The organism is Synechococcus sp. J7-Johnson (genome assembly GCF_024345795.1).
In the GTDB taxonomy this organism is placed as follows: domain Bacteria; phylum Cyanobacteriota; class Cyanobacteriia; order PCC-6307; family Cyanobiaceae; genus Regnicoccus_A.
In genome coordinates this window covers 61,426-75,715 of record NZ_JAGQBU010000011.1, presented here as the reverse complement: position 1 = coordinate 75,715, position 14,290 = coordinate 61,426, and the positions used below count along the sequence as shown (strand labels likewise).

At 65.2% G+C, this 14,290-nt stretch carries 14 protein-coding genes; 10 read left to right on the top strand and 4 right to left on the bottom strand.

Annotated features, from left to right (window positions below):
• A complete protein-coding gene (gene infC / locus KBY93_RS07765) occupies window positions 1–657 on the bottom strand; it encodes a translation initiation factor IF-3 (RefSeq protein WP_255093720.1) in 657 nt (218 codons plus the stop codon).
• Window positions 658–710: 53 nt separating this feature from the next.
• On the bottom strand, window positions 711–1,607 hold the full coding sequence (miaA, locus tag KBY93_RS07760; RefSeq protein WP_255093719.1) for a tRNA (adenosine(37)-N6)-dimethylallyltransferase MiaA: 897 nt from the start codon (window positions 1,605–1,607) through the stop codon (window positions 711–713).
• Window positions 1,608–1,802: 195 nt separating this feature from the next.
• On the opposite strand from miaA, the gene gyrB reads away from it, so the two are divergent.
• Genes gyrB through KBY93_RS07740 form a run of 4 tightly spaced genes read left to right on the top strand, consistent with a single transcriptional unit; the run spans window position 1,803 to window position 4,901 of the window.
• On the top strand, window positions 1,803–3,761 hold the full coding sequence (gyrB, locus tag KBY93_RS07755) for a DNA topoisomerase (ATP-hydrolyzing) subunit B (RefSeq protein WP_255093718.1): 1,959 nt from the start codon (window positions 1,803–1,805) through the stop codon (window positions 3,759–3,761).
• Window positions 3,761–4,081, top strand: a complete 321-nt coding sequence (locus KBY93_RS07750; protein WP_255093717.1) for an SH3 domain-containing protein — start codon at window positions 3,761–3,763, stop codon at window positions 4,079–4,081. The genes gyrB and KBY93_RS07750 overlap by 1 nt, the downstream gene beginning before the upstream one ends.
• On the top strand, window positions 4,066–4,446 hold the full coding sequence (locus tag KBY93_RS07745) for a fluoride efflux transporter FluC (protein WP_399222801.1): 381 nt from the start codon (window positions 4,066–4,068) through the stop codon (window positions 4,444–4,446). Before KBY93_RS07750 ends, KBY93_RS07745 begins: the two co-directional genes overlap by 16 nt.
• On the top strand, window positions 4,443–4,901 hold the full coding sequence (locus KBY93_RS07740) for a CrcB family protein (RefSeq protein WP_255093715.1): 459 nt from the start codon (window positions 4,443–4,445) through the stop codon (window positions 4,899–4,901). The genes KBY93_RS07745 and KBY93_RS07740 overlap by 4 nt, the downstream gene beginning before the upstream one ends.
• A gap of 1 nt (window position 4,902) precedes the next feature.
• Here the strand turns inward: KBY93_RS07740 and KBY93_RS07735 are convergent, their stop codons facing one another.
• Window positions 4,903–5,382, bottom strand: coding sequence for a glutathione peroxidase (locus KBY93_RS07735; protein WP_255093714.1), 480 nt, complete (start codon window positions 5,380–5,382; stop codon window positions 4,903–4,905).
• A 92-nt stretch (window positions 5,383–5,474) separates the two neighbouring features.
• Between KBY93_RS07735 and mgtE the strand changes: the two genes are divergently transcribed.
• The 6 genes from mgtE to KBY93_RS07705 all read left to right on the top strand — a co-directional run bounded on the left by mgtE (window position 5,475) and on the right by KBY93_RS07705 (window position 13,786).
• A complete protein-coding gene (mgtE, locus tag KBY93_RS07730; protein WP_255093713.1) occupies window positions 5,475–6,902 on the top strand; it encodes a magnesium transporter in 1,428 nt (475 codons plus the stop codon).
• Window positions 6,903–7,065: 163 nt separating this feature from the next.
• A complete protein-coding gene (locus tag KBY93_RS07725; protein ID WP_255093740.1) occupies window positions 7,066–8,073 on the top strand; it encodes an RpoD/SigA family RNA polymerase sigma factor in 1,008 nt (335 codons plus the stop codon).
• 248 nt (window positions 8,074–8,321) lie between these two features.
• Window positions 8,322–9,839, top strand: a complete 1,518-nt coding sequence (locus KBY93_RS07720; RefSeq protein ID WP_255093712.1) for a glucosyltransferase domain-containing protein — start codon at window positions 8,322–8,324, stop codon at window positions 9,837–9,839.
• 4 nt (window positions 9,840–9,843) lie between these two features.
• A complete protein-coding gene (gene mutT / locus KBY93_RS07715; protein WP_255093711.1) occupies window positions 9,844–11,016 on the top strand; it encodes an 8-oxo-dGTP diphosphatase MutT in 1,173 nt (390 codons plus the stop codon).
• A complete protein-coding gene (locus KBY93_RS07710) occupies window positions 11,016–12,002 on the top strand; it encodes a carbohydrate kinase (RefSeq protein ID WP_255093710.1) in 987 nt (328 codons plus the stop codon). The genes mutT and KBY93_RS07710 overlap by 1 nt, the downstream gene beginning before the upstream one ends.
• 68 nt (window positions 12,003–12,070) lie before the next feature.
• Complete coding sequence (locus KBY93_RS07705) at window positions 12,071–13,786, top strand: glycosyltransferase family 4 protein (RefSeq protein ID WP_255093709.1); 1,716 nt, start codon at window positions 12,071–12,073, stop codon at window positions 13,784–13,786.
• Here KBY93_RS07705 and tsaE read toward each other — a convergent pair.
• On the bottom strand, window positions 13,768–14,241 hold the full coding sequence (gene tsaE, locus KBY93_RS07700; RefSeq protein WP_255093708.1) for a tRNA (adenosine(37)-N6)-threonylcarbamoyltransferase complex ATPase subunit type 1 TsaE: 474 nt from the start codon (window positions 14,239–14,241) through the stop codon (window positions 13,768–13,770). The genes KBY93_RS07705 and tsaE overlap by 19 nt on opposite strands.
• Between the last annotated feature and the right edge of the window lie 49 nt (window positions 14,242–14,290).

The window sequence follows — 14,290 nt, the reverse complement described above, 5'->3', positions numbered from 1 at the left end:
TCAGACTTCGCTGGGAGCCGGTTCGGCGTTGCCTAGCTGCCGGACCGGGGAGGGGATGGTGCGCACGGCTTTGGCGGCCTGGGCGGCGGCATCCTTCTCCTTGGTGAGCGGCGTCTTGCGCGGGGTCAGGAACATGATCATGTTCCGGCCTTCCCGCTTGGGATCCTGCTGGATCTCGGCGCTCTCCTCGAGATCTTTGGCCATACGGAACAGCAGCAGTTCGGCGAGGGCCGTGTGCTGGATCTCCCGGCCCCGGAAGATCACCGTGCACTTGACCTTGTCACCGTCCTTGAGGAAGCGGACTGCCTGACCGATGCGCACCTGGTAGTCGTGCGAGTCGATCTTGTAGCGCATCTTGACCTCCTTGACTTCGGTCTGATGCGACTTCTTCTTGGCCTCCTTGGCCTTCTTTTCCTGCTCGAACTTGAACTTGCCGTAGTCCATGATCCGGCAGACCGGGGGGTCAGCTTTTTCGCTGACCAGCACCAGGTCGAGGTCGCGGTCCTTGGCCACTTCCAGGGCTTCTTCCCTGGTGATCACCCCGAGCTGGCTGCCGTCGGCATCAACCACCCTGAGCTGGGGGTAGCTGATCCGTTCGTTGATGTTGGGGAGCTCCCGGACGGGGGCGCGGCGATCGAAACGGGGACGAGGTGGCATTCAGAGAGGCGAGGGACCGGCAGTGGTCTCGTGGAACTGGTGGAACCACATGGTTACCCTAGGACGCGCTGCACCGCCCGCAACGCCTGCTGGAGCGGATCGTCGCCCTCGAGCCACAAGGGTTGATGCTGACGGCGGAACCAGGTGCGCTGCCGCTTGGCGTACTGGAGCGTGCGCCGGGTGGTCAGGGAGATGGCCTCCGCTTCCTGCAGCTCTCCGGCCAGCAGCGAGCGGGCTTCGCCGTAGCCGATGGTGTCCAGCAGGGGCAGCTCGGCCCCGTAGTGGTGGATGAGTGCTTCGGTTTCCGCCACCAGTCCATCGCTGTAGAGCTGCTGGCTGCGTAGGCCGATGCGCTCACGCAGATCCAGGGGGTTCAGGCCCAGCTCCAGAAGTCGCCAGGGCGGCGGGCAGGCGCTTGGCTGGTTGGCGTAGGGCCGGCCGGTGGCGTAAATCACCTCCAGTGCCCGTTGAGTGCGCACGGCGTCGGCGGGGGCGATCCGGCCGGCGGAGAGAGGATCGGCCTGGCTCAGGAGCTGGTGGCAGAAGGGCTGACCGAGCTCCTGCAGTTGGGCCCGCAGGGCGGGCTGGGGTGGCACCGCCGGAGGTTGGAGTCCCTGGGTGAGAGCCCGCAGATAGAGGCCACTGCCGCCCACGAGCAAGGCCACATCCCGGCGGCGGTGCTCGGCGGCGATGGCTGCCCGTGCGGCGCTGCAGAACTCCTGCAGGTTGATCGGCTGGTCGGGGTCCCGCAGGTCGAGCAGGTGATGGCGCACCCGGGCGCGCTGCTGGGCGTTCGGTTTGGCGGTGCCGATGCTCATGCCGCGATACAGCTGGCGGGAGTCGACCGAGAGCACGGCCAGATCCAGGGCTTCAGCGAGCTCGATCGCCAGGGCGGTCTTGCCGCTGGCGGTGGGTCCCATCAGGGCGATCAACAGGGGCGGCTGGGGCATGGAATCCTGGGGGGTGCACCCCTGGCTCGAATGGGCCGCCAGAGGCCCCTGAGGGCGGCTGTGAGCCTTCGGTGGTAAACTGCAGACCTCCGGCAAGGGTTCAGGCGTGTATTTCGCCCGTCAAGCCCACTTTCAATTGCCCGGCCGTTTATCTTCTCCCATGGACTTCGCCGTCCGCCAGGTGTGCCCCCCGGAATGAGCGACGCTTCCAAGATCCAACACGCCTACGGCGCCGAGCAGATCCAGGTGCTCGAGGGCCTCGAGCCGGTGCGCAAGCGCCCGGGCATGTACATCGGCACCACGGGGCCGAGGGGCCTGCATCACCTTGTCTATGAGGTGGTCGACAACTCCGTCGACGAGGCTCTCGCAGGCCACTGCGACGCCATCCTGGTGCGCCTCTGTGAGGACGGCTCCGCCGAGATCACCGACAACGGCCGCGGCATCCCGACCGACATCCATCCCCGCACCGGCAAGTCGGCCCTAGAAACAGTGCTGACCGTTCTGCACGCCGGCGGCAAGTTCGGCAGTGGCGGCTACAAGGTGTCCGGCGGCCTGCACGGGGTGGGCATCTCCGTGGTCAATGCCCTCAGTGAGTGGGTTGAGGTCACTGTGCGCCGCCAGGGCCAGGTGCACCGGCAGCGTTTCGAGCGCGGTGCGCCGATCGGCAGCCTGCGCTCCGAGGACGACCCCAGTGGTGCCACTGGCACGGCGGTGCGCTTCAAACCCGACCTGGAAATCTTCAGCGGCGGGATCGAGTTCGATTACGCCACCCTCTCAGGCCGGTTGCGCGAGCTGGCGTATCTCAACGGTGGAGTCCGCATCGTCTTCCGCGACGAACGCGAGGCGGCCAAGGGCGCCGATGGCGCACCCCATGAGGAGGTGTACCACTACGAAGGCGGCATCCGCGAGTACGTCACTTACATGAATGCGGGCAAGGATCCGCTCCATCCCGACATCATCTACGTCAATGCATCCAAGGATGGCGTGCAGGTGGAAGCGGCTCTGCAGTGGTGCGTGGACGCTTACTCCGACAGCATTCTCGGTTTCGCCAACAACATCCGCACCGTCGACGGAGGCACCCACATTGAGGGCCTGAAAACGGTGCTCACACGCACCCTCAACACCTTTGCCAAGAAGCGCGGCAAGCGTAAGGATGCTGATTCCAATCTCGCCGGTGAGAACATCCGTGAAGGCCTCACGGCCGTGCTTTCGGTGAAGGTGCCAGATCCCGAGTTCGAAGGTCAGACCAAGACCAAGCTCGGCAACACCGAGGTGCGCGGCATCGTCGATTCAGTGGTGGGTGAGGCCCTCGGGGAATTTCTGGAATTCCATCCCCAGGTGATCGACCTGATCCTCGAGAAGGCTATCCAGGCCTTCAATGCGGCTGAGGCAGCCCGCCGGGCCCGGGAGTTGGTGCGACGCAAGTCGGTGCTGGAGAGTTCCACCCTGCCCGGCAAGCTGGCCGACTGCAGCTCCCGCGATCCCTCCGAATCGGAGATCTACATCGTGGAGGGTGATTCGGCCGGAGGCTCCGCCAAGCAGGGGCGTGATCGGCGCTTCCAGGCGATCCTTCCCTTACGTGGCAAGATTCTCAATATTGAGAAAACCGATGACGCCAAGATTTACAAAAACACGGAGATTCAGGCCCTGATCACGGGCTTGGGGTTGGGGATCAAGGGCGAGGAATTCAACCTCTCGGCCCTGCGCTATCACCGCATCGTGATCATGACCGACGCCGATGTGGATGGGGCCCACATCCGCACGCTGCTGCTCACCTTCTTCTATCGCTACCAGAAGACCCTGCTGGAAGGTGGCTATATCTACATCGCTTGTCCGCCGCTCTACAAGGTGGAGCGTGGCAAGAACCACACCTATTGCTATAACGAGCAAGATCTCAAGAAAACTCTTCAGGGGTTCGGTGAGAAGGCTAATTACACTATCCAGCGCTTCAAGGGCCTCGGCGAGATGATGCCCAAGCAATTGTGGGAAACCACGATGGATCCCACCACCCGCACGATGAAACGGGTGGAAATTGAAGACGCCGCCGAGGCCGATCGCATCTTCACGATTCTGATGGGCGACAAGGTGGCCCCCCGCCGCGAATTCATCGAAGCCCACAGCGCCGAACTGGATTTCGCCCAGCTCGACATCTGATGGACTGGCGCTGGATCTGGCTTCTCGGCTTCGCTCTGATCGCCCCGGCCGCCCTGCCTGCCGGGGGCGCCGAACGTCGGTCTCCCGAGTTGCGCCGCCGCCAGGGTCAGGAGCCCCTGTTGGCCGATGGGCTTTTGGCTGCCGATCTGTCCTTGCGCTGCTCTCCCCATCACCGGGCTCCCTGCCTGATCCGCCTGGAGCGGGGAGAACCGCTGCGGCTGCTGCGTAGCTGGAGTGAGCCGGGTGGCCGTCGTTGGCTGCAGGTGCAGACCCAGACCAGCCTCCAGGCTGGTCCCTGCCGCGGCTGGCTTCCCGGGTGAGGGATGCCCTGCTGGTGGCGTGCGGGGCGGTGCCCGGCAGTTGGCTGCGGCTGAGGCTGGTGAACCATTTCGAACCTCGGCTGCCCCGCAAGCACTGGGCCACTTTTTTGGTGAACGTGTCCGCATCCTTTGCCCTTGGGCTGCTGGTGGCCCTGGACCGTCGCTGCGGCCTGGTCGGCAACGGCTTGCCGCTGCTGCTGGCCACCGGCTTCCTGGGCAGCCTGAGCACGTTTTCCACCCTGATGGTGGAAGTGCTGCAGACCCTGCAGAGGGGCCATCGCCGTGAGGCGCTCATGCTGGCGGTGGGATCGGTGCTGGCGGGGGCGGTGGCGCTGGATCTGGGCCTGCGGCTGGGGGGGCGATGAGCGGCCCGGATCGGCTGCGGCGGCGACGGCTGCGGTTCGAACTCCAGGAACTGGCGCTGGTGGGCGCCGGCGCCATCCCAGGTGCCCTGTTGCGCTGGCAGGCAGGAGTGCGACTGGGTCCGGGGCTGGGCGGTGGCGTTGACGGCACGGCCGCCGCCCACCTGTTGGTGAATCTGGCTGGGTCGTTGCTGCTGGGAGTCCTGGCGGGCCCGATTCCCTGGCGCACGCCGCTGCTGCTCCTGCTGGGGATCGGCTTCTGCGGCTCGCTCACCACGTTCAGCTCCTGGATGCTGGATCTGGTGGAGCTGCAGCGGCGGGGTGATGGGTCGGCTGCTCTGGGTCAGGCCGCCCTCAGCCTGGTGCTGGGGCTGGCTGCCGCGGCATCGGGCTACGGGCTGAGCCATTGGCTCTTCCCGCGCCTGCGCCGCTGGCACGTCTGCAGGCGGGGTGCCTAGCTCAGGCCCCCAGCGCCGCCTCAATCGCGGTCGTGAGCTCAGCGCCATCGGGCTCGACGGCGCTCTTGAACCGGCCCACTACGGTTCCGTCCTTGCCGACCAGGAATTTCTCGAAGTTCCACTCCACATCGCCGGCTGGCTCCACCGTGGTGAGCAGGTCGTAGGGAGCGGTCTTGGTGCCTTTGGCGTGCACCTTGTCGAACAGCTCGAAGCTGGCGCCGTAGGTGGCGGAGCAGAACTGCTGGATCTCGGTCAGCGTGCCCGGCTCCTGGGCCCCGAAGTCGTTGCAGGGAAAACCCAGCACCTTGAGGCCGCGGGGCCCGTAGCTGTCCTGTAGCTTCTGCAGCCCGGCGTACTGGCGGGTGAAGCCGCAACGGCTGGCCACGTTCACGATCAGCAGCACGGAGCCGCTGTAGTCACCCAGTGTTTTCTCAGCGCCGCTGGCGCTGCGCACCATCACATCCGACACATTGACAGCCATGGAAAATCCTCAGTTGGCTGGACCCTAGGCGGGCGATGTCGCTGTGATGGGCCTTCGCCCATACACTCGGATTGCCGCGATCCTTCAGGCCGATGAGCGAGGGAACCAGCGGCAGTGGTGCCACCTCAGCGGGGGTGGTCAGCAATGGCCGGCTGCCCGTGGCCGAAGTGGTGGCGCGGCAGTTGGAGGCGCTGCTCACAGCTGGCAATTACGCCGGCGTCAAGCTGCTGCTGGAGCCGGTCCAGCCAGTCGACTGCGCCGAGGCGATCGGCGCCCTGCCGCAGACCTTGCAGGCCCTGGCGTTCCGCCTGCTAGCCAAGGACGAGGCGATCGAGGTTTATGAGTACCTCGATCCGCCGGTGCAGCAATTGCTGCTGGAGCGGCTTCGCTCCGGTGAGGTGCTGGAGCTGGTGGAGCAGATGTCGCCCGATGATCGGGTGCGGCTGTTCGATGAGTTGCCCGCCAAAGTGGTGCGCCGGCTGCTGGTGGAGCTGAGCCCGGCCGAGCGGCGCGTCACCGCCCAGTTGCTGGGCTATCAGCCCGAAACCGCCGGCCGTCTGATGACGACCGAATTCATCGATCTCAAGGAGTTCCACAGCGCCGCCCAGGCCCTCGACATCGTCCGTCGCCGCGCCCGCGACACCGAAACCGTCTACAGCCTCTACGTCACCGACGCCTCCCGCCATCTCACCGGCATCCTGTCGCTGCGCGATCTGGTCATGGCCGATCCGGAGGATCGCATCGGCGATGTGATGACACGGGAGGTGGTCAACGTGACCACCACGGCCGATCAGGAGGAGGTGGCCCGCATCATCCAGCGCTACGACTTTCTGGCCGTGCCGGTGGTGGATCTGGAGCAGCGCCTGGTGGGGATCGTCACCGTCGACGACGTGATCGACGTGATCCAGCAGGAGGCCACCCGCGACCTCTACGCCGCCGGCGCCGTGCAGGCCGGTGATGAGGACGACTACTTCCAGAGCAACCTGTTCACAGTGGCTCGCCGCCGGGTGGTGTGGCTGCTGGTGCTGCTCGTTGCCAATACCGGAACCTCGGCGGTGATCGCTTCCGAGGAAGGGGTGCTCAAGGAAGTGGTGCGGTTGGCAGCCTTCATCCCGCTGCTGATCGGCACCGGCGGCAACGTGGGTGCACAGAGTTCCACGGTGGTGATTCGCGGCCTGAGCACCCAGCGCATCCAGGCCCTGGGGGTGTGGCGCACGGTGGGGCGGGAGGCGCTCTCAGGATTGCTGCTTGGTCTGCTGCTGGTGATCGTGGTGGTGCCGTGGGCCTGGCAGGTGGGGGGCGGGATGCTGGTGGCCACAGCCGCCGGTATCAGCCTGGTCTGCATCACCACCCTGGCGGCAACCGCCGGCGCCTCGCTGCCGCTGCTGTTTGACCGGCTGGGCCTTGACCCGGCCCTGATGTCGGCGCCGTTCATCACCACCGCTACCGACGTGGCCGGGGTACTTATTTATCTGAAGACGGCGTCCTGGCTGCTGAACCACGTGGGACTGCCGGCCTGAGCGATCTGGGCTGCAGCGGGCGAGCGCGCTGGGCACCGTGGAACTCACGCCTTTCCTGAGAGGACCTTCACACTTCTTTAGGTTAGGCTTCACACACCGTCAGAAGTTCCTCGTCGTGGTCACCGCCCTCTCCACCCGTCCAGCGACCCTCCAGGCGACTCCCGTGGTCGAAACACGCCAGGCCCCCATCGCCGTTCGTACCCTGCCGCCGGTGGATGGCGACCTGGTGCGCTCCTACCTGCGCGACATCGGCCGCGTGCCGCTGCTGACCCATGAGCAGGAGATCACCCTGGGCCGTCAGGTGCAGGAGCTGATGCGTCTGGAGGAAGCGGAGCAGGAACTGGAGATGCGAGCGGGCGGTCAGAAGCCGAGCGCCGAGGAATGGGCGAATGCGACGGGTCTGAGCCCGGCCCTGCTGAAGCGCAAGCTGGCCAGCGGCCGCCGTGCAAAGGAGCGGATGGTGGCTGCGAACCTGCGGCTGGTGGTGAGCGTGGCGAAGAAATACACCAAGCGGAACATGGAGCTGCTGGACCTGATCCAGGAGGGAACGATCGGTCTGGTTCGGGGTGTGGAGAAGTTCGACCCCACCCGCGGCTACAAGTTCTCCACCTATGCGTATTGGTGGATCCGCCAGGGGATCACGCGGGCGATCGCGGAGAAGAGCCGCACGATCCGGCTGCCGATCCACATCACCGAAACGCTGAACAAGCTGAAGAAAGGCCAGCGGGAACTGAGCCAGGAGCTGGGCCGCACGCCCACGCTGAGTGAACTGGCGGTGGCGGTGGAGCTGCCGGAGGAGGAGGTGAAGGATCTGCTCTGCCGGGCGCGTCAGCCGGTGAGCCTGGAAACGAAGGTGGGCGACGGGGACGACACGGAGCTGCTGGATCTGCTGCAGGGAGATGGAACGCTGCCGGAGGAGAGCGTGGATAGCGAGTGCCTGCGGGGCGACATGCGGGCGCTGCTGGAGCAACTGCCGGAGCTGCAAAGGAGTGTGCTGACCATGCGCTTCGGCATCGATGTGGAGGAGCCCATGAGCCTCACGGGCATCGGCCGCATCCTGGGCATGAGCCGCGATCGCGTCCGCAACCTCGAGCGCGACGGCCTGGCTGCCCTGCGTCGCCTCAGTGATCAGGTCAAGGAGTACAGCGATGCGGCAATGATTCAGATGTGACAAGAAAGGAGGGGATAATGCTGGCTTCCAGTTGCCTTCTTGCCGCCAAGCAACGAGTTTTCTCCTCCTGAATCACGCGACTTTAATGTCGCATTTTTCCTGACAGAACGGAATTGAATGCTGAAGATCAGTCGCCGTATCCAATCAATCTGAGCTGAATTGATACGATCGCTGCTTCCGCGCGATCGTGGATGTTGCACAAGCCTGGCTCAGATGGTCTTGGCGAGGACCCTCCGCAGGTGCCTTTCTTGCAGCCTGGGTCAGGGCTCATTCGCCAGTTCAAGGCCTGTCTGGTGGCTGGATTGCTGCTGGTGCTGCCGATCCTTCTCTTCGTTCACCGCTACATCGACGACTACGGCCGCTCGATGGATGGGGAATTCCGCTGGACCGAAGTGGGGCGTCCCCTTGCCGATGGTCTTTTCGCCTTGGTGAATCTGGGGGCTCCGGCCGTGGCCGTGGCTCCGCTGCACCAGCTTCTGGCTGTAGGGGTGCTGGCTCTCACGGCTGTGGTGGCTGCGCGCGCCTATGGGCTGCGCTCACCGCTCTGGAGCCCACTGGCCACCCTGCCGCTGCTGGGGCAGCCCTATGCCCTGGAAAACCTGTCCTACGGGTTCGATTCCTTCTTTATGGCCATAGCCCTGGGACTGGCCGTTGTGGCTGCCGTGGTGCTCCACCGGGTGGTCACGAGGCAGGGGCTGCTTGTGAGCGCGGCTCTCTTGCTGGCCTCCCTCTGCCTCTACCCGCCGGGAACCAGTGGCTTCCTGCCCTTTGCTCTGATGTTGGTGGTGGGGGAATCCCTGGGCCTGGCGGCGCCGGTGCTGGCCCGTCCCTCCCTCCGGCAAAGGCTGGTGCGCGTGTGGGTCACCTATGGCCTCGCGCTGGCCAGTTACCTGATGCTGATGCGACTGGTGTTCCAGGAGCGCACTTCGTACGCAACTGAACAGGGCCGGGCGCTTCCCCTCGACGCGGCCCTGCCCGCCCAGCTCCTGCGCCATGCCCTGGAGTTCTGGCGGGTCCTCTTCGATGACTGGAGTCGCTGGCCGATCAGCGTCCCCTGGCTCCTGCTGCCGCTGGCCTATGCCGTCGTGGTCTGGATCGCTGTCGGGCGTCCGCCGATGGGCCGCCGTGGCCGCCTGGAGAGGTCGGGCTGCACGGCTCTGGTCCTGGCGGCTGTTGCACTGATCGCCCTGGTGTCACCCGGCGCCCTGCTGGGCCTGGAGGATCCCCTGGCCCGGGTGCCGCGCCTGCTGCTGTTTATTGGCCCGCTGCTCTCGGCGCTGGCCCTGCAGATCGTGGCCGGGACCGCCCAGCTCGGCTGGAGGCTGATCCCCCGGGCTGCGGTGGCTGCCCTGGCCTGGTTGCTGGTGGTGGTTGCCTATGCCTACGGCCATGCCACCGCGGCCCAGGCGATCTATGAGCAGGGGAGAGTCTCGCGGCTCATCGACGGGATCTCCCGGCTGCAGGTGCAGCTGCCGGAGGCCAGGCTCACGGCGGTCCGCTTCGAAGGCGGCATGCCGCAATCCCCGACGCTGCGCAACAGCCAGACCAAATTCCCTCTGCTGGACCGCCTGGTGCCCCGGCTGATCAACGACGACTGGATCTGGGGACGCAAGCAGCTCCAGTTCCATGGCCTGGCGTTCGAGCGCAGCAAGCTGGAGTCGGGGGAGTTTCCTGATGGCCCCTGCGTGCCTTCAGAGATCACCGCCTGCAGTGCCGAGTACATCCTGCACGTGCAGGACGGAACCGTGCTGGTGCGCATGCTCTGAAGCCTTGAGGGACGTACCTTCCAATCCGCGGACCCTGCGCCGGGTTCTGCTCGCCTGGGGGAGGCTGCATGGCCGCCAGGGGATTCCCTGGACGCTGCGCCTGGACGGCAGCCGTCCGGAGGGCGGAGAACCCTTGTGTGCCTACCGTGTCTGGATCGCCGAGGTGATGCTGCAGCAGACCCAGCTGCGGGTCGTCCGTCCGTACTGGCACCGCTGGATGGAGGTGTTTCCTTCGGTGGAGGTGCTGGCGACTGCCGACGAGCAGCAGGTGCTGCTGAACTGGCAGGGTCTTGGCTTCTACCGCCGGGCCCGGCGGCTGCACCAGGGCGCCCACCAACTGCTGGGGCCAGCTGGAGCTGGCACTGATCCCTTTCCCAGCACACTTGAGGGATGGCTGGCTCTGCCCGGCATCGGCCGCAGCACGGCCGGCAGCATCCTCAGCTCCGCCTTCGACCTGCCCTATCCGATCCTCGACGGCAACGTGCAGCGGGTGCTGGCCCGGCTGACCGGCTGCCGCCAACCCCCCAAACGGGAGCGCGCAGCCTTCTGGCGGCTGAGCGAGTCCCTGCTCGATCCGCGGCGGCCCCGAGCGTTCAACCAGGCGCTGATGGATCTGGGGGCCACGGTCTGCACCCCCCGCAACCCTCGTTGTGGCGAGTGCCCCTGGCGGCCCCACTGCGCTGCCTACGCTGCCGGCAACCCTGCCGCCTATCCCGTGAAGGACGCCAGTCAGCCCCTGCCGATTCAGGTGATCGGTGTGGGGGTGGTCCTCGATGGCGGCGGCCGGGTGCTGATCGATCAGCGGCTTCCAGAGGGGCTCCTCGGTGGCCTGTGGGAGTTTCCGGGCGGCAAGCAGGAACCCGAGGAGCCGATCGAGGCCACGATCCGCCGCGAGCTGCGCGAGGAACTGGCGATCGAGGTGGAGGTGGGCGAGGAGCTGATCGTCCTGGAGCACAGCTACAGCCACAAGCGCCTCCGCTTTCGCGTGCATCTCTGCCGGTGGTTGGCAGGTGTGCCGCAGCCGCTGGCCAGTCAGCAGGTGCGCTGGGTGGAGCCCAATGCCCTCAGCGAGCATCCCTTCCCGGCTGCCAACACCCGCATCATTGCCGCTCTGCACGCCTGGCTTGGAGGCCTGGACAATCCCGGCCATGGTGGGCAGGAGCTGCCATCGGCCTGATGACTACCCTGCCCCAGGTGCTGTGTTTCGGCGAAGCGCTTGTGGACCGCCTCGGTCCCCCGGGCGGTGACCCGGCCATGGATCAACCCGTCGAGGACTGCCTCGGCGGGGCTCCCGCCAATGTGGCCTGCGCTCTGGCCAGGCTGGGCACCGGCTCGGCTTTGTTGGGGCGCCTCGGCGAAGATGGGATCGGTGCTGCCTTCCGCGAGCTCTTCAGCTCCCGGGGTGTGGACATCAGGGCCTTGCAGTGGGATCCGAGGCGGCCCAGTCGCACGGTGCTGGTGCGGCGCGACAGCGCGGGGGATCGCAGCTTCGGTGGCTTTGCCGGTGAGCGGGGCGACGGGTTCGCGGATCAGGCTGTGGAGGCTTCGGCCCTGGCGGCACCGCTGGAGGAGCTGATCGCCGCTGCCCGCTGGTTGCTGGTGGGCACGATTCCGCTGGCCTCTGAAGCCTCAGCCGCTTCCCTGCACCTGGCTCAGAAGCGCGCCGCTGCGGCCGGGATCCCCCTGGCCCTTGATGTGAACTGGCGCCCCACCTTCTGGCCCGACGCGCCTGAGCAGGCCCTGGCCCGTATCCGGCCCCTGCTGGCCTCTGCTGCCTTAATCAAGGTGTCCGCCGAGGAGGCCGACTGGATCGCCAGCAGCCGCGACCCCCAGCGGATCAGCGACTCCCTGCCCCTGGGGCCGGCCGTGCTGATCACCGACGGTCCAGGCGCCCTGAGCTGGTGGCTGGGTGGCCAGACCGGTCGCCTGGAGGCCTTCAGGGTGCCGGTGGTGGACACCACCGGGGCGGGCGACGCCTTCCTGGCAGGGCTGCTGCACCGTCTCTGCCAGGAGCCGGAGCTGCTGGTCTGCGGCAGCACGGAGCGGGTGCTGGAAGCCATGCGCTTTGCCAGCGCCTGCGGCGCCCTGGTCTGCCAGGGTGCCGGGGCGATCGATCCCCAGGCCACCCAGGCTCAGGTGCTGGCGTTTCTGGAGAACGTCTGATCACGCTGTGAGAAGGCTGATTCATGGTTCAAGATGGTGGCGGCAAGGTAGGACTTTGAAGCGTGTCGTTGAGCGAGCTCTCGGTCTTTCACCCACCAGGACATCTGTCCCACCCCGATAATCCTTTTGGCAAAGATATTGCCAATGCTCAGCTATACCGTGCGCTTGTCAGATATGGCGGATATCAGCGAATGCATGTGCTGAACCAGCTTGGTTTGGCTGACGAGCAGCTGATGCAAGGCCTTGACCCAGGCGCTGAGTCTGATTGTGCGATCAGTGGAGGCTCCTTGTTGTCCACGGACATTCCGGCCCGGTGTGGCGTTCTGCTGAGGGGGCAGCCCTATCTTTCCGAGCTGGCCTGGTTGCGAAGAAGTGCCGCTTCAGAAGATTCCTACAGTCTGGTTGGGCTGATTCATACGATTGCGCCGCCCGCAATTCGCGAGTCGATCGGGGCTGCGGCGATTGCGCCAGTCGCGGAGTGGGATGCCTTGGTCTGTACCTCACCGTGCGTGCAGCAGTCAATGGTGCAGATGTTTGACCGCTGCAATGACCACCTTGTTGAGCGTCTGGGCGCACGCCGCTTCACACGCCCCCAATTGCCGATCATCCCCTTAGCCGTTGACGTTGAGGCGATCGCCCGCTCAGCTTCTTGTGCTGAGAGTCGACTTCGCTTGAGGGGCCGCCATTCCATTGAAGATGGTGAGACACTTGTGATCTGGGTGGGACGGTTGTCATTTTACGAAAAGGCATTCCCACAGGCGATGTTTCAAGCTGTGCAGGAAGCGGCCAGGATGTCTGGTCAAAGAGTGCACTTTGGGCTTTGTGGTTGGTTTCCAGGTGGAGATACTGATCATAAGCGTTATCTCCAGGCGGCAAAGATCTATGCTCCAGATGTGAATGTTATATTCTGGGACGGGAACAACAAAGATTTGCTGTCTGACTGTTGGGCGGCAGCGGACATCTTTCTCTCATTGGTTGATAACATCCAGGAAACGTTCGGCTTGACCCCTGTGGAGGCCATGGCCGCAGGCCTGCCTGTCGTTGTCAGTGACTGGGATGGCTACCGCTCCACCGTCCGACAGGGCCTCGATGGATTCCTGATACCGACCCTTGGAGCCCCCGGTTCACGACTCGGGCGGGCAATGGCTGATCTGCATGCCCTTGGCCTTGAGAATTACCAGACATATGTCGGATCTGTGGCCCAGCACACAGCTGTTCATGTGGGCCGGGCTGCGGAAGCATTGAGGGCGCTGATCACGTCTCCTGAGAAGCGATCGGCGATGGGTGCCTCAGCCGCAAGGCGAGCACGGGATTGCTTTTCCTGGCCTGTGGTTGTCAATCAGTACAACGAGCTATTTGAGGACCTGGCTGTTCGTCGTCAATCGGTATTCTCGGATTCGCCGGCTCGCCCAAGAACTCTGGTCAGCCCGCTTAGAGGAGAGCCATTCGCTGACTTCACAGGATTTTCGACTCAGATTCTCAATCCGAGTACTCGTCTAACGCTTCGCTCGGGGCAATCCAACGCCGGTTTTGATCGAGTCAGGCAAGTCGATCTGGATCGGGTCTTCGGCCGTCTTCATGGCACAGCAAACGAAGCCCAGCGGGTGCTGGAGCTGGTGGCTGCCGGGCCGGGGTTAACGGCAGCGAAACTCCTACAGGCTTTCCCGCCTGCCAGAGGAGAATTCATCATCCTGACCATTGTCTGGCTGGCCAAACTGGGGTTGCTGGATTGGCTGGAATCTTCTTCAGGCCCGCCGTTGATTGTTCAAAAGCCTGGAGCCTGAATCACGGCCCGACGACCTTCAGTATCGAACAACAACTGCACCTGCCATGCCGGCCCGGGGGTGTAGCGCAGCCGCTGGGGCCATTCCACCGCCAGCACCGCCCCCAGGTCCAGGGCCTCCTCCTCCTCCTGGGCGAACAGCTCTTCGGCAGCTACCGGCTGCTCCAGCCGGTAGAGGTCAAGGTGCACCAGGTCGGTGCCGCGGCCGGCGTGCTGACCGCGGTAGTGCTGGGCGAGAGCGAAGGTGGGGCTGGTGATCGGCTCGGTAATCCCCAGACCCTGGGCCAGGCCCTGCACCAGGCAGGTCTTGCCGGCGCCGAGATCTCCCTTCAGCAAAAGGAGCCGGGGCCCTTTGCTCAGCAGCAATGCCGCCAGTTCACGTCCCAACTGACGGGTCGCCGCGGCATCGCTCAGGTGCTGTTGCCAACCCTGCCAACAGCCATTGACCTCGCCCATGCCCTCGCACCGCCTGTAGATTTGCTCACAGCGAGCCCGAAGCCTCGGC

What these genes read in the sequence shown, in the direction of transcription:
- KBY93_RS07740 (WP_255093715.1), top strand. Translation starts at nt 4,443, where the DNA reads ATGAGCGGCCCGGATCGGCTGCGGCGGCGACGGCTGCGGTTCGAACTC.
- mgtE (WP_255093713.1), top strand. Translation starts at nt 5,475, where the DNA reads ATGAGCGAGGGAACCAGCGGCAGTGGTGCCACCTCAGCGGGGGTGGTC.
- infC (WP_255093720.1), bottom strand. Translation starts at nt 657, where the DNA reads ATGCCACCTCGTCCCCGTTTCGATCGCCGCGCCCCCGTCCGGGAGCTC.
- gyrB (WP_255093718.1), top strand. Translation starts at nt 1,803, where the DNA reads ATGAGCGACGCTTCCAAGATCCAACACGCCTACGGCGCCGAGCAGATC.
- KBY93_RS07735 (WP_255093714.1), bottom strand. Translation starts at nt 5,382, where the DNA reads ATGGCTGTCAATGTGTCGGATGTGATGGTGCGCAGCGCCAGCGGCGCT.
- KBY93_RS07710 (WP_255093710.1), top strand. Translation starts at nt 11,016, where the DNA reads ATGACTACCCTGCCCCAGGTGCTGTGTTTCGGCGAAGCGCTTGTGGAC.
- tsaE (WP_255093708.1), bottom strand. Translation starts at nt 14,241, where the DNA reads ATGGGCGAGGTCAATGGCTGTTGGCAGGGTTGGCAACAGCACCTGAGC.
- KBY93_RS07750 (WP_255093717.1), top strand. Translation starts at nt 3,761, where the DNA reads ATGGACTGGCGCTGGATCTGGCTTCTCGGCTTCGCTCTGATCGCCCCG.
- miaA (WP_255093719.1), bottom strand. Translation starts at nt 1,607, where the DNA reads ATGCCCCAGCCGCCCCTGTTGATCGCCCTGATGGGACCCACCGCCAGC.